Origin of the sequence: Microbacterium aquimaris, assembly GCF_039531285.1 — a bacterium.
GTDB lineage: Bacteria > Actinomycetota > Actinomycetes > Actinomycetales > Microbacteriaceae > Microbacterium > Microbacterium aquimaris.
Genome location: NZ_BAAAPT010000001.1, coordinates 1,001,088 through 1,025,609, shown reverse-complemented (window position 1 = coordinate 1,025,609; position 24,522 = coordinate 1,001,088). Strand labels below are relative to the sequence as shown.

The following is a 24,522-nucleotide window of genomic DNA, read 5'->3' as shown; positions in this document are numbered from 1 at the left end:
CACGCTGACTGACAGGGTGGTTCGGGGAATCCGTCGAGGGCGGTGTCGATCCGGGACCGGCTCGCGCGCGCGGATGCGCACATTCGACGACAGCCTGGACCACCCACGAGCGGTGCCAGTGTCTTGAGGAAGCCGGTCGTTAGCGGTGGCTAGGCGCGGTGTACGCACGCATCCATTCGTCGGCGAGCGGGCGAAGCAACGCCAGCGCCTCCAAACCGTCCTCGACATCCGGGCGGCTCACCTCCTCGGCGTGCGCGACCGCGTTTCTGAGGCTCCTCACACTCGCGAGAGTGTCACGATGATCAGCGATGAACGCCTGCTGCACGCTCCGGAGTTGACGGTCCTCGTCATCCACGCTCTTCTTCGCCCGCTGTCGAGGGGCGAAGCTAATTGCAAGCATTACGTCGAGCGCTTCCCACTCACGGATTAGTTGCATCTTCAGCTCGTCGTTGCTCTTGTTGTGGAACGCTTCTCTTGCGGCGTCTAGGTCCACGGGCCGCCGCGATCCACTGCCTGGCCACGGTTCCACATATTGACGCCGTTGAGCCTCGCGCTGGAGGTCGAGCACAGACCGTTGAACGTCCGCAGACGCTCCCGCGCTCCATGGCACATCCGGGAGCAGGAAGGTCTGTGAGACGGTTGCTGCAGCGGCCGAGTTCGCAGAACTAACCATTACCGCGTTGAGTTGAACCTGCAGAGTCTGCACGGTCGTTGTGAGATTGCGGACCTCCTCCTTCGCTTCAGTTGCTTCCGAACTTGCCGCGGCCGCCGCTTGCTTAGCCTGCTCGACTCTCCTCTTGAGCGTGACGCCAAGAACGGTGATCTCACTGATATCGGGCCAGAGAAGCAACACGACCAAGAACAGGAGGACAAGTACTGTGGCACTCGTGACCGTCGGCGGCGCGCAGGTCGCCTCCGCCGGGTCGGTCCCCACGCGGAGCACGCTGCATTCGCGATACCACCAAATTGCGGCGACCGCGTAGGCAGCCAACATCAAAAACGCCACGATCAGTCGTGTTCGCCTCCACGGCACGGGCGCGTCCACATTCTCCGTGGCGGCGGTCACATCGGTCACTCCCCAATCATGGCGACGGATCGATCGCAAGCCAATGATTCAGCGGCGCTCCGTTCGAAGAGCTCGGAGCCACGGGCTGGGTCGCCGGTATGTCCTGGTCGCGCGGATCGCCTGTGAGTCTCCGCCTTCGTCCGCGGTGCGGCAGAGGCGACGAAAACGATACGTCCAAGGGGAAGTGACGGGTCGAGATGCCGATGCTCGACCAGCGACAGTGTGACGCAGTAGGCGAAATGGCAGCGCCGCCTTTGTTTGACAAGAATGAACGTCCTATCGATGGGATGCGCACATTTAGCGGATCGAGAGGGACGCACTTTCCGCACCGGACGATGCGTCATGCGATCTAATACAGTCATGTCCACTCGCGACGTCGGCTTCGTTTCAGCTTCGGTCTGTTTGCGGCCGCCGCGCGTTGCCATCGTCGTCAGAGACGACAACCAGTGGCGATCCTGGGGGATGCTCGCCCTGGCCGCAGCTGCGCAGTACTGGGGCGGGGCGGGGTTCATCCTTGTGCCATTCGATCCGAGCACGAGCCGCCCAAACCACGTACTTGCGCCCGTCGTTCGCGCATATGACCCTGACCACGTGGTAACGCTCAACGCCGGTCCGGAAGTGTGGGAGGAGCTGTATCCGGGATCGGTGACCTTCGAGGGCGAACATTCTGAGGAGGAATGCCGGCGCATGATCGCTTCGGCGAGCTTTCCGGCACGAGATGAACAGGCAGCCCGGGCCCGGGCGACGGTGGCGGGCTGGTGCTCGCCGCTTCGCTCGGCGTTGCGAATGGAACGCCCGGGCGAGGACTACGAGACGATTCGTTCCATCGACACCGCACCGCGTCGCGACACTCGGAGCGGATCGCTGACGCCCCGTTCGGACCAGCACTACGGGCTTGCCGCCGCGAAAGACTGGCGTTCTGATCTCGGATTGCTCGCGGCGCTCCGGCTCGGGGCGGATGACTCCAAGGGACGCTCCGAGCCGTCCGAGTCTTCGATTCCCTGGCTGCTTCATCCCGACGGGGACGATGCACCTGAAGAGCTGCGAGTGGCTGACGCTGACGAATCTGGAACCGTCAACGACGGACTCTTCCGAGCCGGCCAGCGCTTGCTGTCCATCACGCGGGGATTTCAACCCGATGGCGTCGCTATTGTGGCGGGTGATACGGCCACCGACTTCGCACTCGCGCTTGCGTACGACCGCTTGCTGGGCCGGGCGATCTGGCTGCCCACGTCGGTGGTTGAGCCCGGGAGTGACTTCTGGCAACGGGCGAGACGTGCGATCCAACGCGTCATCTGGGATCGGCAGCACCATGGCGGGCCGATCCCACTCACCTCGTCCTCTGTCTCCGAGGAAGACTTGAGATCCTTGGCCGAACGACTCCGCGAGCCGGAGTTTCGAGCAATGTGGATCAGCCAGGACGGCGAGGAGGTTCCTGACGTTCCAGAGGAAGAGAAGCTCGCTGTTCGGAACCCCGACCTCACGTCCGGCTTGTCTGAGTTCGTCGCGGACGAGCATGTCGGCGCGAGCGTGTTCTTCCCCGTTGTTTCAACACCGGACGGATTTGAAGAAGCTCCGCTCGGCCTCGAGACTCCAATTCCAAGTCGGCTCCTCTTCGCCGAGGAAACGGGCTTGGTGCCGTACTGGTACGTCGATGTGCAGGTCGCAGATCGGGTACTGCCCACAGGGAGGAACCTGTCGGCGAACGCCCTGGCTGTTCAGGGAACACCATTCCCTGAGGTGAACATTCGATCCGCTCGGAACGGCGTGTCATTCACACCCCATTCGCAGGGCTTCGTGCCTGGCGGCGCGCTCCTGACATCTCGTATTGGACGCCCTCGCCTCAAGATTCCGACTATGGCCGCATGGGTCCGCACGATGGCGGCTCAGTCCGGGATGAACGTCCGCCTTTCGGATGCCGGACGGCGTGCGGAACTGGTAGCTGCCCGGGTCGGTTCGCGGTCTCAGCTTCTAGACCTGGTGTCACCCGTGCGTCTCCGCCTGCTTAAAGAGTTCGTGCGGCTTGACCATCCGCCTCGTGAGCGAGACCCGCGAACCGTTGTAGTTGGCGTCGACCCCTACCTGTCGTTTGATGCCATAGCCGCCCACCTCGGCGACCAAACCAGGAGCTTTGTTGACGAGCTCCTCGGGCAGCGACTTCTTCGCCGCGGGCTGGCTCTCGATTGCGCCGAGTGTGGCCGGTTGTCTTTCGTTGATGCCGACCGTGTTGGCCAAGAGTTCGAGTGCCCCCAGTGCTCATCCAGCAACACGCTGGTATCGGATCGGTGGAAGCGTTCAGCCGATGAACCCCGCTGGTTCTACGATCTCTACACCCCTCTTCGAGAGCTCCTCGGCGCACACGGCGATGTTCCGCTGTTGGCCAGCAGGAGCCTTCGGAGCGGCTCACGCTCCTTCACCGATGCGCCGGAGCTTGAGTTCATCGATGCGGAGTCAGGCACCCCAATCGCAGAGATCGACGTTCTCGCCTACGCGGACGGTCAGGTCGTGGTGGGGGAGGCGAAGTCAAACGGCACCTTCGGTGGACGAAAGGCGCGAGCAGACAGGTCCGCAAAGTTGCTTCGAGTCGCTGAGGCACTTCGAGCTGACCGGCTCCTCCTCGCTACAAATAGAAGCGAGTGGGCGCCAACAGATCTGACCCACCTAGCAGCTCATGCGCAAAAGGTGACTCCGTTCTCGCCGGAACTGACGGTTTTCTGCGACCTCGGAGCGCCGGACTAGGGAACAGAGCAGGCGTCGTGCAGGGTAACGCACCCAAACGCTTGCCCTTCGACTGACTGCCGGCGACGCTTGAGAATCCGGCCAAGGCGACGGCGTCGTTTTGGCTGGGAACTGGAGAGTCGTCGACACTGACGCGCTAACCTGCGTGCGTGCGATGGTCCGCTTCCGGGCATTGCTCGCAAGGGGATCGGCGCAAAGGGGATGTCATCCCATTGTTCGTTCCGTCCTTGTGTACGATCGCCCCCGTCCCACGGCCGAAGGCGTAGGCGACTGTCCGGCTATCCGGAGCGGGCCGCCGCAGTCTGCGTCAGGAACTACTGACGGCTGACCGCCGGCGCTCCAAAGCGAGCGGCGATGAGCTGAATTACCCCTGCCGGATCTGGTGCCGACGCGTAGACCGTGAACTCAGCGTACAGCGGGTCGTCGATCTGGAGCAGGGGTAGCGGATGCTCGCGCAGGCGGATGACTTTGAGTCCGGCTGCGAGTAGATCGAGGGACTTGTCCGTGTCGACCGCCACCTTGTCCGCGTGCCAGTAGGCCCCGTCATACTCGATGGCGACGTCACCGACGAGGATGTCAACTGTCCAGCTCCCGCGACGTCTAAACGCCTCGTGGCGGACTGTCCGGCCGGAGAGCGCCTCGCCATAGGTCTCCGCAGCGGCCGCCAGGTAGAGCACCTCGACCTTCGATTTGCCGGAGACTCGGCAATCCGGACAGCCAGCGCCGTTGACTCGAGAGGTGAGCGGTGCGGACCAGCGGTGTGCTGAGTCATGTGCGCACACCCACTCGGGCGTGAAGTCCATCCGTCCTGTTGGTAGAACATGGAACGGCGTGACGGGGTTGGTGTCGGCCCACTCTTCCGCTAGCTCCGGGTAGTTCCACCCGAACGAGTTCGTGCGCGTGCGGCAGATCGGGCAACGCCAGACGGGTTGCTGCATCCGTTCCCGTGGGGACGCCTCCCACTCATGTCCGCAGACGGGGTCCTTCCACCATCGCGGTCTACTCGAGCCTGGTGTGACCTTTTCGATGGGCGTCGAGTTTCTCTCGGCGTATTGGTTCGCGATCTCCGGCTCGAGGTTGACGACGCCGGCCCGCGCGCTTCGTGTCTTGGCTGCGGCACAGTGGTCGCACCCGTGGAGGTACCAGCGAGAGATCGATAGCCGCGGGTGGTGTCCGTTTGGGCACTTCCAGCGGAAGCCGACACCGAAGGTCGGTCGGTCATCGAGCACCATCACTTGCGCGGGGTCGTACGCGGGGTCATCCCAGGTTTCCGCGAGTTCTGAGACCTGGGAGATGGTCAAGTGCGCGATGGCTTGGATGCGGACCATGTCAGACAGTCGTGCCTCTTCGGCACACTCTCCGCAACGCGGAGTCTCGCTCATGGTGCGGATCGGGGCGGTGAAGCGGTGCCCTTTGGGGCAGATCCAGTCAGCTTCACGGTTCGCCTTCATGGTCGCCGTTGCGAGCAGGACCGCGTCGTTGTCCTCCGCCCACCAATCCAAGGCGGGCGAGCCCGAGTCTTTGAACAGCTTCTTCCGCGGCGGCGCTGTGCGGATTCGGCTCTTCGTGCAACCACAAACGAAGCCCATGTCGCCGACGCGCTGCACACTGCGCACCCCGCATCGCTCGCACTCGGTGAGGTGCGGATCATCAGGCAACGAAGGGTCAGTGAGCGGCCTGATGTAGACGTAGAAGTGCTCTTGGGCGAGCTTCGCGACAGCGTCGAGGTCGTTCGGCGTTGTTCGCGCGGAGCGTCCCGCCGTCGCCCTCGCTGTCTCCGCCCACGCACGCCACCTGCAGGCGTCGCACGCGGTTTCCCTATGGTCTGTGCGCTCCTCGACCGTCACCATGCGGTAGTCCGCCTCGACAGCACACGCTAGACAGCGGCAGCGCCGCATCTTTTCTGGCTTGTGGAACGTGCCGATCGGTTCAAGCCCGCCTCTGCGGAAGATATCGTCGACATGGGTCAGGCAGTACGCCGGCTTGGTCCTGGTGCGATACGCGGAGGGTGTCACGCACCCCTCGGCGCTACAGCTCTGTTGGGTGGCCGGCACGGCGCCATACTGCCAGAGTGGACGTCCAGGACCCCGCAAGCTGAGGTTTGGCAACACCCTGCGCAGGGAGTGAACGCGGTGGCCGCGTCGATCGGGAGCAAATCGCGCGTACGTGCACCGCCGCCCCCGAACGATCGGTGTGGTCAGGGCTGATCCTGGAGCGCACCTCCGTCCGGGATCGTTCCCGCACGTTGACGCGCCGTCACCGGGCATCGCCCGAAAGGGGATCCCCTTGCGGGCGATGCGTGTTGTATGGGGGCGGCGTGCATTCTCGAGGTTGATCGGCCGCCGCCCGGACACCGACCCGTAGGGTGGCGGTGTGAGCGACGACCACAATCCGTTGATCCCCGCCGGCTACGACCTCGTCTGGTCGATCGTCGTCGTGCTCGTCATTATCCTCACTATCGTTGCGCTCGCCACGCTCGCTCTGTCTGCGCGCCGGCTCACTGCGACGCAAGCATTGGTCTGGACGGTCGTCGTGCTTCTCGTACCGCTCATCGGTTCGGTCGCGTGGTTGACTGTCGGCCGGCGCGCCGTCCCCGTGGATCCGACTACCTGATCCTGGCTGGCAACGCCGCCACTCCATCCATCCCAGGTGCGCCTGAGCGCTGCGGCGAGCACGCTCGGCAGCATGAATGGAATACAGATTCGCTATGCCAGAGCCTCTACCGCCGATCAGGGCCCCACGTCACAGGCCTCCTCCGTCGAGTCGATCACCGTCGCCGGGAAACCGGCCCGGCCGGCGTGTTGACGAGTACGTCGACCTGACCGAACTCGGCGAAAGCGTAGTCGGCGAGCGCCTCGGCGTCTTCACGCTTGGAGATGTCGCACACCTGATAGCGCGCCTCGACGCCCTTGCCGGCGAGGTCCTCGACGGCCTCACGCAGCCGGTCCTCGCGCCGGGCAGCGAGAATCATCTTCGCGCCCTCCGCGCCGAAGCGGTCCGCAAGTGCCTTGCCGATTCCGGTCGCGCCACCCGTGACGACGACCACCTTGTCTGTGAAGTCCGTCATCTCCTACCTCCTTCTGCGCGCACCGTCGCGGCACGCTCATAGCTGACGCCGCGCAGGCGGCGCGATCTGTGTGGGGGAACACCCCGTCGATCACAAGTTCCACTCGAAGCCGACTTCCTTCTCCGACAGATCCCAGAGCCGACGCGTCGTGTTCTTGTCGTAGGCGAACGGCTCGAGCGTGCCCTTTCCGACCGGCCCGACCCACTCGTTGCGGCCGGTGGGGCCGTACAGTGCGCGCTGCTCCAGGCCGTCCTCCGTGGCGCACATGACCTCGGGATACGATCCCTTCTCGGCCGACTGGACCATCGGCGACAGCGACATGAGTCCGAACATCATGCGCGTGGCGAAGTTGCCACTGGTCGTGATCAGCGAAGTCCGCGAAGATCCCGGGTGGCAGACGTAGACCTTCACGTCCGTCTTGCCCGCCTTGGCCAGCCGGTCCTGCAGCTCGTAGGCGAACATCATCTGCGCCAGCTTCGACTGGCTGTAGGTCTTGTTCTGGTGGTAGTTGTGATCCCAGTTCATGTCATCGAACTGGATCGTGCGGATGCCCATCTTGTAGCCGAGGCTCGACACGACGACGATGCGCCCCTTCGACTCCTCGATTCGCTCGAACAGCAGGCCACTGAGCAGGAAGTGGCCGTAGTGATTCGTGCCCAACATGCTCTCGAAGCCGTCAGCGGTGATCCGCTGCTCGGGGACCTGGGCGATCGCGGCATTGCAGATCAACGCGTCGATTCGGGAGACGCTCTTCAACACCGTCGCGGCCGCTTCACGCACCGAATCCAGCACCGAGAGGTCCATCTTCACGAACGAGACCTCGGCGCCGGCGCCGAATTCCTCCTTCAGCTTCGTCACCGCATCCGTCGACTTCTCGACACTACGGTTCAACATGACCACGGTGGCGCCGTTGCTCAGAAGCGTGCGCGTCGCCTGGAATCCCGCACCGGCGGTCGCACCGGTGATCAGGTAGGTCTTCCCGGTCAGCGATCCCAGTCGCTCCGGCGTCCACCCCTGCGGTCCGAACGTCTTGTCTGCCATGTCTCAGTTCTCCTCGGTCTCGTTCACCATCTGACCTGATCAACGGTACGTATCACCGAGAGTTTGTTTCTAGGCGAAATGGTGTCGATTATTTGCCTATTCGTCTCTCCGCGTCGCAATCCGGTGCATATGACACGTATCGTCGTCGCATGAGCAAGCAGCAGATCCGCGACATCATCGATCGACGCCTCGCGCAAGACGGCCTCGTGGACAGCGGCATCACGGGCGTGCAGCTGTTCCGCGTGACCGAATCGGTTCGCTGCACGCCCGCGGTGTACGAGCCGAGTCTCATCGCGATCGTGAGTGGGGCGAAAGAGGCGATCCTCGACGGCCGCTCGCATGTCTACGACAGTGAGCGCTACATGGCGTGCTCGATGTCGATGCCCGTCGAAGCGGGCACCCCGATGGCCTCGCCCGAGAACCCCCTCCTGGGCGTGCAGATCTCCTTGGACACCAAGACCATGACCGAGCTGGTCCTCGAGACCGAGCGCGCCGCGGGCCCCATCCGCTCCCCCAAGGCAGGCCCCCTCCCGCAGGGGATCGCCCTCGCGAACTGGGACGACTTCTTCACCGATGCCCTCCTTCGGCTGGTGCAACTCGTCGAGGATCCCGGCGACACGGCCGTCCTCGGCGAAGGGCGCCTCCGCGAGGTGTACTACGCGTTGCTGAAGGGCGAAGCGGGCGAATCGGCTCGACGCGCCTTCGGTGTCGGCAACGAGATCGCCCGGTCGATCGAGTACCTGTCCGCCCATCTCGACGACACCGTCACCATCGACGACATGGCAGCGCAGGCGGGGATGAGTCGTGCGGTGTTCCACCGCAAGTTCAAACAGGCGACGACGATGTCACCCATCCAGTTCGTCAAGTCGATGCGCCTCAACAGTGCGGCCATGAACATCGCCAGCGGCATGAGCGTCAACGAGGCGGCCTTCGAGGTGGGCTACGTCAGCACCTCCCAGTTCAGCCGCGAGTTCAAACGCGCCTACGGCCAGTCCCCTCGGCAGTGGGGCACCACGCATCGTCCGGCCGTTCTCGCCTGATCCTGTCCGGCACCGTCAGCGGACGACCCGCCCGACGGCGCGGATCTGCCGCCTGGCCTCATCGATGGTCGCGAGGATCGAGATGGTCTCCTCGTGGGTGTGGAGTGGGGATTCCACACGCCCCTCGTCGACGTAGCGCGCCAACGCCGTCGCTTCCCATGACAGCCCGTCGAAACCGGTCATCCCGGTCGGTTCCCGCCATAGACGGGATTCGCCGAACAAGGCGGTGTCCGCCAGCCGGAACGAGGTCGGCATGAAGAACGGCGACGCGAGCTCGACGCGGGCCGCGGAGCCGGCGACGTTCGCGACGATCGGGGTACGTGTGAGCAACCCCGCGCTGAGCGCCGCATGAGCGTTCCCGTCGTGGTCGAGCGCGATGGTCGCCCACGCGTCGACCCCGGTGGATGTCACCATCCCCTGGGCGAGGATCTGCGTCGGCACCCCCAGCATTTCGGACGCGAACGCGATCGGATAGATACCGATGTCGCCGAGGGCTCCCCCGCCGAGCTCCGGCCGCCACAGACGGCGCGAGGGATCACGCGGTACGGCCTGGCCGTGATCGGCGAGCACCGACTCGACCTCGCCGAGCACACCATCGGCGAGGAGGCGGCGGATGACACTCGACTGCGGCAGGTATCGCGTCCACATCGCTTCCATCGCGAACACACCCGCGTCCTCCGCCGCGGCGAACAGCCGGCGCGCATCGTGGGCGGTCGTGGCCAGCGGCTTCTCGACGAGGACGTGTTTGCCCGCACCGACCGCGAGCAGCCCGAGACGCACGTGCTCGGACACGGGTGAGGCGATGTACACCACATCGACATCGCCCCGCTCGACGACCTCTTCGTATGAGCCGAACGCGTGGGGGATCTCGAAACGCGCCGCGAACGCCGCTGCGCGGTCCCGGGAGCGAGACCCGACAGCGACCACCCGCTGGTCGGTGAACCGGAGCAGAGCGCGGACGAACTCGACCGCGATGCCGCCGGGCGCGAGCACGGCCCACCGCAACGAGGGTGCGCTGTCCCGCACGAAGAACTCCGGTGCGGGGAACGCCTCGGGGAGGGTCACGCCGGCGCGCTTCCCGCGGGCATCGCTCCTTTCGCGGGGTCACCCAGGGGCACCGGGTCGAGGAACCACACATCGTAGGGCCGTTCGAGCAGGTCGGCATTGAGCTCGTTGAGCCGGGCCAGCGGTGCGCCCGCAGCGTGCGCGTCCAGATCGGCCCGGGTGGTCCACCGTTCGACCATCACGACGGTGTCGCCGTCCTGCTCGAGGTGAGCGGCGTAGAGCTCGCAACCGGGCTCGTCGTGCACGCGCGGCGAGACCTCCCGGAAAGACTCGATCACGGCAGGGCCCATCCCGGGCTTGGCGGTGAGGACGGCGACGACGGTGACGGCCATGATCACACCGTCCGGAAGTCGATGCCGAGCAGCGACGCCGCGGCCCGATACGTGGCCGAGCGGTGTCCGAGGGACAGGCTCCAGTGATGCCCCACCCCGGTCGCCGACCAGGCATCGACCCACTCCCCCGGATCCCGGCCGAAGTCCACGCGACTCGTGGTGTTGCCGATCTCCAGAAGCGGACCGGGGACCACCGTGCCCTCGGAGGCGATGAACGACAGCGCCCCGTCGCGGTCCTGTCCGAGTCCGAGGAGGGTCACCGGACCGTGCTGCACGTCGAACTCGACCGACACACCCCACCCACGCTTCCCGTGGTACACCCCGAGTCCGCGCAACAACGGGTCACGTGACGACACGGCCAGGTGGGCCGGCCCGTCGTGTCCCATTTCGACGACGTCGTCCTCGAAGTTCAGGGCCTGGATCTCGCAGAACGAACCCCCGGCGCCGACGACCTGGGTGGCCAGCTGGGCGAGAGTGGTCCGCAGCTCGTACTCCCCCGTGGTCGGGATGCCGCGGGCGGTGAGGAGCGAGGCCCCGAGGATCATCCCCGCACCGAGCCGCTCGTGCTGCTCTCCATCGAGTCCGCGATGGTAGTACGCGAGCGAGTCGAGGTCGAAGTCCTCCACGAGTCGGTCGAGACCGACCGACACGCGCGCACCCCACGCGAAGTCCTCGTCGACGACGGTGTCATCGAGCGTGAACACGCTGCGGGCCAGGTCCATCCGCGCGGCCGTCTCCTGCTCCGTCACCGCATCCACCCGCACGCGCAGGTCGTCGAACTCGAGCACCTCCACGTGCGAGCCGAACGTCACCGGCAAGAGCGTCAGATCGGTCGAGACATCGAGCATGCCCGGGTAGACGTGGCCCATCAGTCCGTGACGTGCGTGGCGAAGTGCCGCACGCACATGCGCCGCCGCGATCCACTGCTCGATGCGCCGCCAAGCCGACTCCTGCCGCAGGTGTCCCGACACCGACCGGAACGGGATACCGGCGCGCATGAACACGTTGCCGACCTCGGGCACCGGGCACTGACCGCAGTAGGCCAGCCACGCGCCGGTGTCGAAGGACGCGTGATCCATCTTCTCGGTGGGCTGCAGGTCGATCACCAACACCGGCGCTCCGGAGCGCTGCGCGATCGGCAAGACCATCGAGCTGGTCAGGTAGGTCGTGAGGAAGAGCACGATGAGGTCGCAGTCGGCCTTGCGCAGCGCTTCTGCCGCGGCCGCACCCTCCTGCGCATCGGAGATGAACCCGACGTCGGTCACCTCGGCGTCCATCTCGGCGAACCGCTCCGAGACGTACCGAGAAGACTCCTGCAGCTGCGGCAACAGACCCGGGAACTGCGGCCAGTAGGTACCGAGCCCACCGGCGACCAAACCGATCCGCGGCTTGCGCCGCGACTTCGGGGCCAGCACCGAGCTCAGCTCGTTGAGTGCGGTCGTCATATGCACCTTCTTTCGTTGTCGCGGCTATGCCGCGGTCTGTGTCCGGGTCGCGTGGCCGTCGACGGAACGCGCTTTCTCGGCGCGGCGCGCCATAATGAGAAGACCCGCGTCGGGTGTCGGCGGTTCGGGAGAGTCAGGGGGAGCGGTTCGATGGCGCGCGCACGGGTTCACATCAGAGACGTGGCGCGGGCCGCGGGCGTCTCGGTGGGTACGGTGTCGAACGTGCTGAACGGCCGCGCGACGGTGAAGCCGGAGCTCGTCGCCCGCGTCCACGCCGCGATGAGAGACCTCGAGTACGTGCCCAACAGCCACGCGAGACAGCTCTCGTCCGGTGCGAGCAAGACCCTGGGCCTGCTCGTCCTGAGCAACTACGACTCGTTCTTCAACGCGCTCGCCGAAGTCGCCGAGGACGCCGCGGAGAAGGCCGGTTTCTCCGTGCTTCTCGGCGGAAGCTCGCAACGGGCGGAGCGCGAGAGCCGCTACCTCGACCTGTTCGAGTCTCAGCGCGTCGGCGGGATCATGCTCGCGCCGATCGACGGTGTCACCGCCCGCATGCGCTCGATCCAGGCCGGCGGCACCCCGATCGTCCTCCTCGGCGTCCCGGACGCCGAGCCCGACTTCAGTGTCGTCCAGTCGGACGCCGAGCACGGCGGATACGTCGCGGTGCGGCATCTCATCGAACAGGGCCGGCGCGACATCCTCGTCGCCGGCGGTCCCATCCATCAGGTCCGCGGGCGCGTGGACGGCGCGACCCGTGCCGTCGCCGAATCCCCCGGCGTGCGCATGGACTACCTGTCGACGGTCACCCTCACCATCGACGAGGGACGCCGCGTCGGCGCGCGGATCCTCGCGACGCCGCCCGACCGCCGCCCCGATGCGATCTTCGCCGCCAACGACCTGCTGGCGATCGGCCTGATGCACGAGATCACCCGGGAAGGCGCCATCCGCATCCCGGAGGATCTCAGCCTGATCGGCCACGACGACATCGAGTTCGCCGCCACCGCGCAGGTGCCCTTGACCACCGTGCGTCAGCCCGTCGAGCTGATGGCGCAGGCCGCAGTCGACCTCACGGTCGCCGAGATCGCGGCGGGACCGGGCGTCGAACACGCGCGGCGCGTCTATTCGCCCGAGCTCGTCGTGCGCCATACGTCCCTGCCCACGTCCGTCGGCGCTCATCGGTAGAGCGCACCGCCGCCCTGGCGCCGGAGCTCGAACTCGTGCCCCCCGCGCGAGAGCTCGCGCACCTCTCCGCCGACGCGCACACGGGCGGCATCGGACAGGTCCAGCCGGTAGCGGATGAGCTCGTCGCCGACCTTCTGCCACTCCACCTCCGCGGTCCGGGCTCCCGCAAGGTGGGCCAGGCCCGCCACACGATCGCGGCCGAGGTCGTTGACCCGCAGGTCCGCGATCGGACCGTGGTCATCGACGTCGACATGCAGTCCGAGACCCCACCGCGACATCTGCCAGGTGGGCGCGCCACCCCAGTAGTGGCATTGGCTCCACCGCTCGTCGAAGACCTCCCACCATGTCGTGGCACCACGGTCGAGCATCCAGCCCCAGCCGGTGCGCCACAGGTCCGCGACCTGCTGGCCCCGACCGGAGTCGAGGAGGATCGGGAAGGAGTAGTTCGTGAAGTACGGTGTGGCCGCACCGGGGCGGACCTGGCTCGGATCACGCAGGCGATCCGCCGTGCGGTCGAACGGGAAGGCGCGGGAGACGTGGTCCTGGATGTGCTGCGCCGCGCCCTCGGGGTCGACGATGCCGCTGTGCACACCGAGGGTCCATGAGTGATACGGGTTCGCCGGGTCGACCATCCACCGTGCGAGCACACGCGCGAGCCGATCCTCGTCGGCTGCGTAGGCGGCCGCCTGCTCGGGCTTGCCGAGCAGCTCGAGCCAGCGCCGCCAGCTGCGCACCGCCTGATGGACGTGCGAGAGGACGGCGAGGTTCGGCTGATCCTGCGGCACGCCGTATCCCCAGTCGACGAACGACCACGGCAGATGGTGGTCACCGTTGTCCTCGATGCACCCGAGGAGAGCATCGACGTTGGCCCCGGCGCTCTCCTCCAGTTCGCGAAGGATGGCGAGCTCGCCTTCGACCCGCGCGACGTTGATGCACGCGGTGACCCACTGGGCGGCGTACGTCCCCAGGTAGAGCACCTCACCGGGGCCACACCCGGAGACGAGCCCGTCGTCGCGTGCTCCGGCGGCGGAGTGCAGCAGAGCACGACGCACGAGGCGCACATCCCCCCACCCGGCACTGAGCAGATGCAGCGCGCTGGAGACGACGTCGCCGACCCACTCCCCGCGCTCGCGAACGGAGTCGATGAGGCTGTCTTCCGCCGTGGCACGCAACGTGTCCAGTCCGGTCATCCAGATGCGGTCCAGCAGCGCGTCGCCCGACTCGAAGCGACCGGTGGGCGCTCCGAGGAAGTCGCGTTCGACGAAGCGCGCCTCGGTGACGTCACTGTCGAGACCGCCGCGGACACGCACCTCGACGTACCGACCCCCGAGTGACTGCAGCGGTTCGATGGTGGTCTCGCCGGCGTCGACGGTGAAGTGCTGGAGCATGCGCGTCGGGCCGGCCGACAGCGCCACGACCGGAGAGGGACGACCATCGGGCGTCAGCCGCTCGGCGAACCCGACGGTGACCTCCGCCCGCGCGGAAGAAGTGATCTTCAACGCGACCGATCCCACGCGTACGCGGCCGAGGTCGTACCGGAACCAGCGACCGTCGAGGTCGTCGAGCGGATCGGGGTCGTCGTCGGCGAGGAGGAACTGCGTGCCGATGTCATCGAACTCGTATCCGACGTACGTGTCGCGGTACACGCCGGACGACTGCGGTGTCAGGGTCCGTGACCGCCACGCGGGCAGCGAGATGTCCGCGCAGGTGGCCTCGGGTCCGAGGACCGACAGATCGACCGTTCGGGTCGCGGACCATCCGGTATGCAGATCGTCGTCCCACCACGCACCGGTGAACGGGACCGCCTGCCACTCGACCCATCCCAGCAGAGGGCTCACCCGAAGACCGGTGGCGTGGTACTCCTCCAGCTCACGCCCCCGCCACGCGAGCGGGATCTCGACGCCGTCGTCTCCGGCCAGGCGCACCCACACGAAGGGGGGCACCGCCGCAGACATGCGTGTGGTGAGGAGTTCGGCCTGCGCGTGCAGTGCCAACCGGTGGCGGCCGGCCGGCAGGTCGATGGACTGTTCGTGGTACTCCGGAAGCGCAGGTGCATAGCGCAGTGGACCGTGCACGACGGTCTCGGAGTCGATGCGAAGACGGAAGGCGCCCGACGCCTGCACGGCCAGACGATACGAACCGTCGGCGGGGACGACGACGTCCGCGACGAACCCCGCGTGCTGGTCGGGCCGCGGGTCCTCGGCCAACCAGAACGCGCCGGGGAAGGTCGGCTCGAGGGGCCGACGGACCGCACCGGCGGGCCGTCCTTCGAGTCCCGAGTACCCGTGCGGCTCGATCTGCACGCCTTCGACGAGGGCGTGGGTGCTGCGCGGGCTGTCCTGCGGGCGGATGGTCTGTCGGATGTCGACGTCACTCATGTCTGGTCTCGCTGTCGTTCTGGTGGCCTGCGGGCGCGGTCGGCTCCTGCAGGACGGGTGGGGCGCCGAGTGCACCGTGGGTGGGTGCCGCGGCGAAACTCGTCGCGATGTGGGCGATGAGCTCTGCCATGAGGTCCGCGCGCACCGCGAGGTGGGCGGGATCGTCGTAGAGGTTGTGCCACTCGCGAGGATCGGCCTGCAGGTCGTAGAGCTCGCCCTGCGCGCCGGCGGTGTTCGGATCGACGAACACGATCAGCTTGTAGCGGGCGGTTCGCCACATCCAGGCCGGTACCGGCTCGTGCATCTCGGCGAACGATCCCGACCGGGCGGCACGCTCCAGCAGGGACGCCCCCGCGGCGCCTGGATGGATGTCGAATCCGGCGGCGTGGGCGATGGTCGGATACACGTCCACCAGTGCCGCCGGCCTCTCGTCGACGGTCCCGCGCAGGTGCGGCGCGATCGCCGCGCCGGACAGGACCAGCGGCACGCGTACGCTGCTGTCGTAGAGGCAGTACTTGGAGAACTGGAAGTTGCGTTCGCCGAGCAGCTCACCATGGTCGCTGGCGAAGACGATCAGGGCGTTGTCGAGACGGCCACGCGCCGCGAGCCGGTCGAGGGCCTCCCCGAACAAGGAGTCCAGCCAGCTGCAGTTCGCCCAGTAGCGGAGCGTCGCAAGGCGGCGTTCGCGGGGGGTGAGTGTGCGCCACGCCTCACGCCACCGCTGACTGCGGGCCCCGAGGAACGGGGAGTTCTCGTCGCGCACCCGGATGTGGTCGTAGCGCGACTCGTCCCAGGGCGGCACCTCCAGGTCCGGGATCTCGTCGAGGTCGTACAGTGCCTCGAACTCCGCGGCCGGATTGTGCCCGGCGTGCGGCTTGACGAAGCTGAGGTAGAAGAAGAGCGGCTTGTCGGTGTCGAGATCCGGACCCTCGAGCCACTCGAGAGCCCGTTCCGCGATCCAGCCGTCGGGGTGGTTGCGCGTCGGGATGGTGGAGGTGGCGCCGAGGTAGCCGACCGGCTCCTCCTCGCCCGGTCCGTACTCGCGCGTCATCTCGAGATAGGCGGCACGCCCCTCGGGGTCTTCCTCTTCCTGCCAGCCGACCGCCCCGACCTCGAGACCGAGGTCCTGCGTTCCGACGACACGCACGTCGAATCCCCGGGTCGAGGGGGTCTCAGGGGTGCGCCCCCAGTGGGTCTTGCCGAAGCCGGCTGTGAGGTAGCCGGCTTCGCGCATCGCCTCGGCCAGAACAGGGGCGGCGATGGCGGCGTCGCCCGGGGTGGCCGATTCGTTCGAGCGCACGCCGTTCTGCGACGGGTACATCCCGGTCATCAGCGAATGACGACTCGGCACACACATCGGTGCCTGGCACGTCGCCTGGGGGAAACGGATCCCGGTCTGGATCAGCCGATCCAGGTTCGGGGTCTTGACGAGGGGGTTCTGGACGCCGAGGGCGTCCCAACGCTGCTGGTCCGTCATCAGGAAGATGATGTCGGGCCTGTCATCCGCGGTCATCGTGGATACCTTTCAAGAGGGCGGCGCGCTCGCGCGGGCCGGTGCGTCGGTCGCGGTGCGGATCACTCGAGGCCGGAGCCGACGATTCCGCGGGTGAACCAGCGCTGGAACAGCACGAAGACCAGCAGGACCGGGATCATGGCCACGACCGCCGCCGCGAATCCGACCGACGGCGAGATGTTGCTGAACTCTCCCTGCGCGAGCGGCGCGAGGGCGAGGGTCAACACACGCGTGTCGGGCCCGGGAGCGGCCACGAGCGGCCAGATGTACATGTTCCACGCGGTGAGGAAAGTCACCACCGAGTAGGACGCGATCACCGGCTTGGCCAGCGGCAGCGCGATCGAGAAGAACGTGCGGAACCATCCCGCCCCGTCGAGCCGGGCCGCTTCGATGAGGCCGCCCGGGAACGTGACGAAGAACTGTCGGAACAGCAGGATGCCCAGCGAGGCGTGCCCCACGACCGGAAGGATCAGTCCGGCGAAGGAACCGACCAGGCCCAACTCCAGCGTCACGATGAACGTCGGGATCAGGGTGAGGTTGGCGGGGAGGAAGATCGGCACCACGAACATGGCCAGCAGCACACCGGCGCCGCGGATCCGGATCTTCGCCAGAGCGAAGCCGGCGGGCAGACAGATCGCCAGTTGGAGCACGAGCACCGAGATCACGAAGATGAAGGTGTTAAGCACCGTGCGGGGAGTCAGGTACTCCCAGGCCTCGGCGTAGTTGCCCCACACCAGCTCGCTGGGCAAGAGCTTCGGCGGGTATTGCGAGATCTCCTGGAAGGACATCAACGACCCGGACAGGAGGTACAGCAGGGGGAAGGCGGTGATCAGGCCGAACACGACGATGGTCGTGTAGCGGCCGAACCGCATGGTCGTGGGTTTCATCGGGTCGACCTCGATCCCAGGACGCGCCCGAGGGCGACGATCCCGACGATGAGCAGAAGTTGGAAGATCGACAGGGCGCTGGCGTAGCCGACGTCCTGGAAGCTGAAGGCTTGTTCGTAGGCCAAGAGCGCGAGGCTTCGGGTGGCGCCGAGAGGTCCACCGCCGGTCATGATCAACGAGACGTCGAGCGAGTTCGCGACGAAGTTGATGACCTGCAGCACCACGACGACATACGTCGTCGGCATGACGTTGGGCCACGTCATCGACCACAGCATGCGCCAGGGCCCGGCGCCGTCGAGCGCGGCCGCGGAGTAGATGTCCTCGGGGACCCGCTGCAGACCGGCCAGGTAGAAGATGATCACGATGGGCAGGGCGAGCCAGATCATCATGAGCACCAGCGACGGCAGCGCGAGCACCTCACTGTTGAGGAAGTCGACCGGAGGAAGACCGAGCAGCCGGAGCAGGGCCGCGATCGGGCCCTGACGGGGGTCGTACATGAACGACCACAGCACGGCCGAGACCGCCACCGAGAGCACGACGGGCACGAAGTAGAGAACACGCAGGACCGGGACGCCGGGCATGTTCACGTTGATCAGCACGGCGATCATGAATCCGAGCAGGATCGTCGGGATGACGCCGAGGAAGACGTACTGGATGGTCACACCCAGCGCCTGCCACATGTCCGGGTCGGTGATCAGTCGGCTGTAGTTGTCGAAGCCCACGAAGGTCGGGGGATTGAAGAAGTCCCACTCCATGAAGCTCAGGGCGATTCCGACCACCGCGGGGACGATGACGAAGACGGTGAACATCACGATGGCCGGGGTGAGCATGCCCCAGGCCGCCATGACGTCGAATCGGCGCGCTCGGCCGCCCGCCGGGCGCGGGGGTTTCCCCGCGCCCGAACGAGTGACGATGCGCTGTGTCGCGCGGGTGTCGGTCATCACGGAAGGAGCGCGTTGAGCTCGTCCTGTGCGGCGGTGAAGGCGACCTCGATCGACTCATCACGCAGCATGACCATCTGGATGGCTTCCTGAAGGGCCGGCAGCACCTCAGGCGCGACGTCAGCCGGGTAGGGCTTCTGCAGGATGGCGTCCTCGATGGAGATCTGGACGGCCGGCACGAAGTTCGACGGCACGGGCGGCGGGTCCTGCTGCCAGGTACCGTTCTCGATTCCGTCGGTGGTCGCCGGAATGACGCCGTCGTCCTTGGCGGCCTCGAAGCCGCCGTCGACGGAGTAGAACCACGCGAGGAACTCCCACGCGGCGCTCTTGTTCTCGGACTTCTCGCTCAACGACAGCGAGTAGGCGCCACCGCCGGTGGTGCGCACGCCGTCGATGATCGGCATGGGCGCGACATCCCAGTCGCTCTGCATCTGCTCGCGCAGGGCGGCGATGCGGGCGGTCGAGGCCACCTCCATCGCGGCCTGCTCGCTCGGGAAGAGGTTCTTACCGGGGTCGTTCGCCAACGCCGAGTAGGGCACACCGAAACCGTCCGTGTAGGGCTCGAGGAGCGTGGTCCACGCTTCGATCCCCGCGGCGTCGGCGAAGATGAACTCGCCTGCCGCCTCGTCGTACATGTCGCTGCCGTACGCGCGGATCACCGGGTACCACTGGAACGGGGTCTCCGCCACACCCAGCGGGGTGACGATGCCGTACACGTCACCGCCGGAGCCGTCATAGATCGTGCGTGCGGCGTCGTACATCTCCTCGTAGGTCCAGTCATCGGTCGGCAGCTCGGCGCCGTACTTCTCGAACTGGTCGATGTTGTAGACGATCACGCCGCTGTCGGCGCTGACGGGAAGGCCGGTGATACGACCGTCCTCGGTTTCGAACAGACCGAGGAAGTTCGGCGAGAACTCGGCGGAGTCAAGGCCCGAACGGCCCTCCTCGAGCCATTCCGACATGTCCCAGAGAAGCCCGTTCGAGTCGAGGGTCTGGTTCAGTCCACCGGTGTTGAACAGGACGTCGGGAACCGAGTCGCTGAGGTTCTCCGTGGCGAGCTGCTGAATGTAGTCCGCCGGGGATTCGGCCACCGACTGAACGGTGACCTTGATGTCGGGGTGGGACTCCTCGAAGACCTTGGCGTACTCCTCGAACTGCGGGGTGAGCGACGCGATCATACCCACGCGGATCTCACCGCTGGCCTCTGACGGATCGGAGTCGTCCGTCGGGGAGGATTCCCCTCCGGTCGAGCAGGCGGCGAGCGAAACCGCGAGGGCGAGTGCACCGGTGCCGGCGACGAGCCGGGATGCTGACTTTCGTGTGGTGGCCACTGTGACAACCTTCTTTGCTTGGGACAGGGATCCGATCGGCAATGAATCGGTTCACGAGACGGTAGCAGACGATCCACCGATCCGCATAGCCCCCGCGTGACACCCGAGTCCGCGCAGCGCGGATATTCGCGAAAGACCGGGGCGATCGCCTGCCTTTCCGATGGAAACTGTGTCATGATGCCAAGCATGAACCGGTTCATTGACGAACAAGAAGAGTCCGATCCGACGGCGGCTTCCCCGCAACGGCCCAACCTCGTGTTCATCTTCTCGGACCAGCAGTCGCGTGACATGTTGGGCGCCTACGGACTCAGCGACGTGAAGACACCGCACCTGGATCGGCTCGCCGAACAAGGCCTCCTGTTCGACCACGCGGTCTCCAACTCGCCCGTCTGCACCCCCGCGCGGAGCATGCTCATCTCCGGCGAGCACCCGCTGTGGAACAACTGCTTCACCAACGACCGCCGGCTTGCGACCGATCTCGGTGAATCGTTCGCCGAGGTCACCCGCCGCCACGGCTACCGGAACGGCTACGTCGGCAAGTGGCACCTCTACGGCGGCGACCGGAACCGCCCGATTCCAGCAGGCCCCGACCGCCACGGGTTCGACGATGAATTCCTTTCCAACAACTGCGCGGTCAACTACGACCCCGACAACGCCTTCTACTGGGACGGCGACCAGAAGGTGCTGTTCGGATGCTGGGAAGTGGAGGGGCAGACCGATCAAGCGGTGAGGTTCATCGAAGACCAGACACCGGAAGACCCCTTCACCCTGTTCGTGTCCTACCACGCGCCGCACAACCACAACGGCGGAGACGACGCGAAGTACACCTCCTTCGACGCGCCGGAGGAGTTCAAGGACCTCTACGACCCCGAGGACCTGACTCTCCGCCCCACCGTCCCGGTCAACGAGCGCACACGTCTGATGACGCAGGGATATCTCGCCCTGTGCAGCGAGGTCGACACGAACGTGGGTCGCATCCTGGCCGCCCTCGACGAGCGGGGCCTGCGAGAGAACACCATCATCGTCTACACGAGCGATCACGGCGAGACATTCGGCGCGTTCAACAATCACTGGCACAAGTCGAGCCCCGAGGATGTCTCCGCCCGGGTGCCACTGATCATCACCGGTCCGGACATCGCGCCACGTGCCCGCAGGTCGGAGCTGATCGTCGGCACGATCGACCTGATGCCGACCCTTCTCGGGCTGATGGGCCTCGACGTGCCCGACCACGTCCATGGCAAGGACCTGTCATCGGCCATCCGCGCCGAGGACGACGACGCGGTCGAAACCGCCCCGCTGTTCTACTTCACGACACCGTGGCGCGGTGTGTACACGAAGGAATGGACCTACTCGACCGAGAACATCGACCGGTCCGACGGAACCGAGCCGCACCCCGAATCGGACGTCGGCCGCACGGTGCTGCTTCGCCGCATGGATACGCTGTTCCGTCGCGGCGACGACCCCCACCAGCTCGACAACCACTTCGGTCGCATCCCCCTCCCCGGCGTCCCGGGCACGGCGGAGATCCAGGCCTACCTGCACCAGAAGACCGAGGAGTGGCTGGCGTACTTCGAGGACCCCTTCCCGAACCAGCACGAGCTGTGGACCTACGTCGACTCCGATATGACACCACCGATCCACCGGATGCGGGAGATGAGTCCGGTCGCACGCGGGCCGGTGCCCCGATGAGCTGCGAAGCCGACACGACGGTGGACGCCGTGGAACCCGCGCAACTCCGCGGCCTCGTCGCCGAGGGCTGCGGGCGCTTTTCGACCGCCGATGTGCGCGACGACGACAACGCCCTCGCCACCATCCGTGCCGCCTACGACGCCGGCGTGCGCGTGTTCGACACCGCGCGCGCGTACGCGACCGTGGACGACGATCTGCACAACGAGCATCTCCTCGCCGACGCGCTCTGCGGGCGGGAGGACGTCGTGATCATGACCAAGGGCGGCCACTTCCGCACCGGACCCATGAGCTGGGACATCGAAAACACCGTCGACCGGGTGCGACGGGACGTCGAGGCGAGCCTTCGCGCCCTGCGTCGCGAGCGTCTCGACGTGTACTACCTGCACCGCGCGGACGGCGGCGGCGACCTCGAAGCCGTCTTCGGTGCGCTGGAAGACCTTCGACGCGAAGGCACGATCGGCGCCATCGGAATCTCAAACGCCACCGTGGCGCAGATCGATGCGGCGCAGTCTGCGTGCCGTCTGACCGCCGTGCAGAATCGTCTGGTGGCCGGCGAGCGCACCGCCGAGTTGACCCACGCCGAACGCCTCGGGCTGGCCTTCTTCGCATACTCGCCGCTGGGCGGCCCGACCCATGCCCGTGATCTGCCGGCTCGCCTGCCGGCGCTCGCCTCGCTCGCCTACGAACGCGGTGTGGGGGTGCACCGACTCGCGTTGCGCGGGATGCTCGCGAACTCGCAGGCGCTTTCGGTGATCGTCGGGATGGGCAGCCCCTCCCGAGCCGCAGAGGGCGCCGCGGCGATGACCGAGGAGTGGGATGCCGCCTGCACTGCGGCGTGGGAATCCGACACCACGCAGGGGTGAGCGGCGGGGTATAGGCCGAGACACCGCCGAAACGCGCCGTGTTCTCAGGGGAACCCGTGCTCCTGGTCGTATCCGCACGCTCGCCAGCCGGTGATGGCGGTCGCGCGTGCCGCACACGTCAACCCTTCACGCTCCCCGCAGCGAGCCCCGCCTGCCAGTACCGCTGCAGAAGAAGGAACGCCGCGATCAACGGAATGATGGTGAGGAGCGATCCGGTGATCACAAGGTTGTAGACCGCGTCACCGCCCACCGTCGCCGCCTGGTTGTTCCATGACGTGAGACCGATGGTCAGTGGATACAGGTCCGGGTTGCGCAACATGATCAAGGGCAAAAAGTAGTTGTTCCATGTTGCGACCACATTGAACAGCAAAACGGTCACCGTTCCCGGCGCCAACAATGACGCGACCGTCAAGAACGCGCGCCCTTCGCCGGCACCATCGATCCGCGCAGCTTCGAGCAGCTCCACGGGGATCGCGTCGCGCGCAAGCGCCCACATGAGGTAGAGACTGAAAGGCGCGACCAGCGAAGGCAGGATCACGGCGGCGGGCGTGTTCGTGATTCCGAGCTCGCTGAAGAGCAGGAACGTCGGCACTGCGAGCGCGGCCCCGGGCACAGCGACAGCCGCGAGCACCGTCGCGAGAACGATCTTCTTGCCACGGAACTCGTACATCGCGAGTGCGTACCCGGCAAGCACTGCAAGAAGGGTCGCGCCGCCCGCACCGAGTACAACGTACACAAGGGTGTTCCAGAACCAGCTCAGGAAGATTCCGTCCTGGTAGGTAAGGGTCTCGACGACGTTGTCCCACAGCGCAAACGACGTTCCGAACCACAAACCGAAGGTCGTTGCGAGCTCGTCCTCGGTCTTCGTCGCGTTGACGACGAGCCAGAAGAGCGGGATGACCGTGTAAATCACCGCGATGCCGGCGATGGCGGAGAGCGGAAGGCTCTTGCGCGGGTTCAGAGGACTCGCATAGGCGCGACTCATTGCGCGGACCGCCTCTCCGCGCGGGCCTGCACCGTGTAGGCGAACAGTACGGTGACGAGCCCGACCACGATCGCAACGGCGGCGGAGTAGTTCAGTTGTTGCCCGGCGAACGAAAGATTGTACGCATACATGTTTGGCGTGAAGTAGGTTGATATCGCGTTCGGCGCAAGACTCTGAAGAATCTGCGGCTCACTGAAGAGCTGGAACACTCCGATGATCGAGAAGACCGTGGTCACAAGGAACGCCCCCTGCATAGCAGGGAGCTTGATCGCGCGGGCGATTCGCAATTCGCCAGCGCCGTCAATCGCTGCGGCCTCGTACAACGACCGGTCGATGACACGCAACGCTGCGTAGAAGATGAGCATGTTGTAGCCGATGTACTCCCACGTGACGATATTCCCGATCGAGGCGAGGACGAACTCGTGTGCGAGCGGACTGGGGAGGTCGCTGCCGAGTGACCTGTTTATTTCACCGATGAGCCCGTACCTGGTGCTGTACATGAACCCCCAGATGAGGGTCGCGACGACAGCGGGAACCGCGTAGGGAAGAAAGACCGCAATCCGGAAAAAGCGCACTCCGTGCAAGCGTCCACTATCGACGACTATCGCGAGAAAGACCGAGATGGCGAGCATGATCGGGACCTGAATGAACAGGAGCAAGATCACGTTGAACACGCCTCGCCAGAGCTGTGCGTCGGTGAAGACGGTGACGTAATTGTCGATACCGACGAACTGTGTTCCCCCGACCAATTGGGTTCGAAACAGGCTCATGACGATCGCGTACGCGATCGGCGCCAGGAAGACGAATGTGAAGGCGATCACGAAGGGGGCAAGGAAGAGCCAGGGAGGCAGCTGCGCCCGCAGAGAACGACGCTTGCGCGTCGAGCGTGCGGCAACAGTTGGTGATGCTGTGACGATCGGGTGCATGGTGACCTCTCGACCCGTCGTCCCGAGCGCGA

The 24,522-nt window shown here is 66.1% G+C and carries 20 protein-coding genes; 6 read left to right on the top strand and 14 right to left on the bottom strand.

Going from position 1 to position 24,522, the window contains the following annotated elements:
• Positions 1-139 precede the first annotated feature (139 nt).
• On the bottom strand, positions 140-1,075 hold the full coding sequence (locus ABD204_RS04810; RefSeq protein WP_194423530.1) for a hypothetical protein: 936 nt from the start codon (positions 1,073-1,075) through the stop codon (positions 140-142).
• A 351-nt stretch (positions 1,076-1,426) separates the two neighbouring features.
• On the opposite strand from ABD204_RS04810, the gene ABD204_RS04805 reads away from it, so the two are divergent.
• A complete protein-coding gene (locus ABD204_RS04805) occupies positions 1,427-3,805 on the top strand; it encodes a hypothetical protein (RefSeq protein WP_194423529.1) in 2,379 nt (792 codons plus the stop codon).
• Positions 3,806-4,119: 314 nt separating this feature from the next.
• Here ABD204_RS04805 and ABD204_RS04800 read toward each other — a convergent pair whose 3' ends face one another.
• A complete protein-coding gene (locus tag ABD204_RS04800; protein ID WP_194423528.1) occupies positions 4,120-5,820 on the bottom strand; it encodes a zinc-ribbon domain-containing protein in 1,701 nt (566 codons plus the stop codon).
• Positions 5,821-6,178: 358 nt separating this feature from the next.
• Between ABD204_RS04800 and ABD204_RS04795 the strand changes: the two genes are divergently transcribed.
• A complete protein-coding gene (locus tag ABD204_RS04795; RefSeq protein WP_194423527.1) occupies positions 6,179-6,418 on the top strand; it encodes a PLDc N-terminal domain-containing protein in 240 nt (79 codons plus the stop codon).
• 154 nt (positions 6,419-6,572) lie between these two features.
• Here the strand turns inward: ABD204_RS04795 and ABD204_RS04790 are convergent, their stop codons facing one another.
• Together ABD204_RS04790 and ABD204_RS04785 are read right to left on the bottom strand one after the other, a co-directional pair.
• Positions 6,573-6,872 (bottom strand): SDR family NAD(P)-dependent oxidoreductase, encoded by a 300-nt coding sequence (locus ABD204_RS04790; RefSeq protein ID WP_194423526.1) that lies wholly within the window; start codon positions 6,870-6,872, stop codon positions 6,573-6,575.
• Positions 6,873-6,962: 90 nt separating this feature from the next.
• The gene (locus tag ABD204_RS04785) at positions 6,963-7,913 is read right to left on the bottom strand and encodes an SDR family oxidoreductase (protein ID WP_194423525.1); all 951 of its coding nucleotides are present in this window, start codon (positions 7,911-7,913) and stop codon (positions 6,963-6,965) included.
• Between the two features lie 149 nt (positions 7,914-8,062).
• Here ABD204_RS04785 and ABD204_RS04780 point away from each other — a divergent pair, with 149 nt between their 5' ends.
• Positions 8,063-8,953 (top strand): AraC family transcriptional regulator, encoded by an 891-nt coding sequence (locus ABD204_RS04780; RefSeq protein WP_194423524.1) that lies wholly within the window; start codon positions 8,063-8,065, stop codon positions 8,951-8,953.
• 15 nt (positions 8,954-8,968) lie between these two features.
• On the opposite strand, the gene ABD204_RS04775 is transcribed toward ABD204_RS04780, so the two are convergent.
• From ABD204_RS04775 to ABD204_RS04765, 3 genes are read right to left on the bottom strand one after another with little or no spacing between them, the layout of a single operon-like run.
• Positions 8,969-10,018 (bottom strand): Gfo/Idh/MocA family protein, encoded by a 1,050-nt coding sequence (locus tag ABD204_RS04775; RefSeq protein ID WP_194423523.1) that lies wholly within the window; start codon positions 10,016-10,018, stop codon positions 8,969-8,971.
• A complete protein-coding gene (locus tag ABD204_RS04770) occupies positions 10,015-10,350 on the bottom strand; it encodes a putative quinol monooxygenase (protein ID WP_194423522.1) in 336 nt (111 codons plus the stop codon). The genes ABD204_RS04775 and ABD204_RS04770 overlap by 4 nt, the downstream gene beginning before the upstream one ends.
• A 2-nt stretch (positions 10,351-10,352) precedes the next feature.
• On the bottom strand, positions 10,353-11,795 hold the full coding sequence (locus ABD204_RS04765) for an L-fucose/L-arabinose isomerase family protein (RefSeq protein ID WP_194423521.1): 1,443 nt from the start codon (positions 11,793-11,795) through the stop codon (positions 10,353-10,355).
• Between the two features lie 180 nt (positions 11,796-11,975).
• On the opposite strand from ABD204_RS04765, the gene ABD204_RS04760 reads away from it, so the two are divergent.
• Entirely contained in the window at positions 11,976-12,977 is a 1,002-nt protein-coding gene (locus ABD204_RS04760) for a LacI family DNA-binding transcriptional regulator (RefSeq protein WP_194423520.1), read from the top strand.
• Here the strand turns inward: ABD204_RS04760 and ABD204_RS04755 are convergent.
• The 5 genes from ABD204_RS04755 to ABD204_RS04735 form a co-directional block, all read right to left on the bottom strand.
• The gene (locus ABD204_RS04755) at positions 12,968-15,355 is read right to left on the bottom strand and encodes an alpha-L-rhamnosidase-related protein (protein WP_194423519.1); all 2,388 of its coding nucleotides are present in this window, start codon (positions 15,353-15,355) and stop codon (positions 12,968-12,970) included. The two genes, ABD204_RS04760 and ABD204_RS04755, sit on opposite strands and share 10 nt — an antisense overlap.
• Positions 15,348-16,868 carry a sulfatase family protein gene (locus tag ABD204_RS04750; RefSeq protein ID WP_194423518.1) on the bottom strand — a complete coding sequence of 507 codons (1,521 nt, stop codon included), beginning with the start codon at positions 16,866-16,868 and terminating at the stop codon, positions 15,348-15,350. Before ABD204_RS04750 ends, ABD204_RS04755 begins: the two co-directional genes overlap by 8 nt.
• A gap of 62 nt (positions 16,869-16,930) precedes the next feature.
• Complete coding sequence (locus ABD204_RS04745; protein ID WP_194423517.1) at positions 16,931-17,755, bottom strand: carbohydrate ABC transporter permease; 825 nt, start codon at positions 17,753-17,755, stop codon at positions 16,931-16,933.
• Positions 17,752-18,696, bottom strand: coding sequence for a carbohydrate ABC transporter permease (locus tag ABD204_RS04740; RefSeq protein WP_194423516.1), 945 nt, complete (start codon positions 18,694-18,696; stop codon positions 17,752-17,754). Before ABD204_RS04740 ends, ABD204_RS04745 begins: the two co-directional genes overlap by 4 nt.
• Positions 18,696-20,027 (bottom strand): ABC transporter substrate-binding protein, encoded by a 1,332-nt coding sequence (locus ABD204_RS04735; RefSeq protein WP_194423515.1) that lies wholly within the window; start codon positions 20,025-20,027, stop codon positions 18,696-18,698. Before ABD204_RS04735 ends, ABD204_RS04740 begins: the two co-directional genes overlap by 1 nt.
• 186 nt (positions 20,028-20,213) lie before the next feature.
• Between ABD204_RS04735 and ABD204_RS04730 the strand changes: the two genes are divergently transcribed.
• Together ABD204_RS04730 and ABD204_RS04725 are read left to right on the top strand one after the other, a co-directional pair.
• Positions 20,214-21,716 (top strand): sulfatase family protein, encoded by a 1,503-nt coding sequence (locus tag ABD204_RS04730; RefSeq protein WP_194423514.1) that lies wholly within the window; start codon positions 20,214-20,216, stop codon positions 21,714-21,716.
• The gene (locus tag ABD204_RS04725; RefSeq protein WP_194423513.1) at positions 21,713-22,579 is read left to right on the top strand and encodes an aldo/keto reductase; all 867 of its coding nucleotides are present in this window, start codon (positions 21,713-21,715) and stop codon (positions 22,577-22,579) included. Before ABD204_RS04730 ends, ABD204_RS04725 begins: the two co-directional genes overlap by 4 nt.
• 118 nt (positions 22,580-22,697) lie before the next feature.
• On the opposite strand, the gene ABD204_RS04720 is transcribed toward ABD204_RS04725, so the two are convergent.
• Together ABD204_RS04720 and ABD204_RS04715 are read right to left on the bottom strand one after the other, a co-directional pair.
• Positions 22,698-23,564, bottom strand: a complete 867-nt coding sequence (locus ABD204_RS04720; protein ID WP_194423512.1) for a carbohydrate ABC transporter permease — start codon at positions 23,562-23,564, stop codon at positions 22,698-22,700.
• Positions 23,561-24,490 (bottom strand): carbohydrate ABC transporter permease, encoded by a 930-nt coding sequence (locus ABD204_RS04715; RefSeq protein ID WP_194423511.1) that lies wholly within the window; start codon positions 24,488-24,490, stop codon positions 23,561-23,563. The genes ABD204_RS04720 and ABD204_RS04715 overlap by 4 nt, the downstream gene beginning before the upstream one ends.
• Positions 24,491-24,522: the final 32 nt, after the last annotated feature.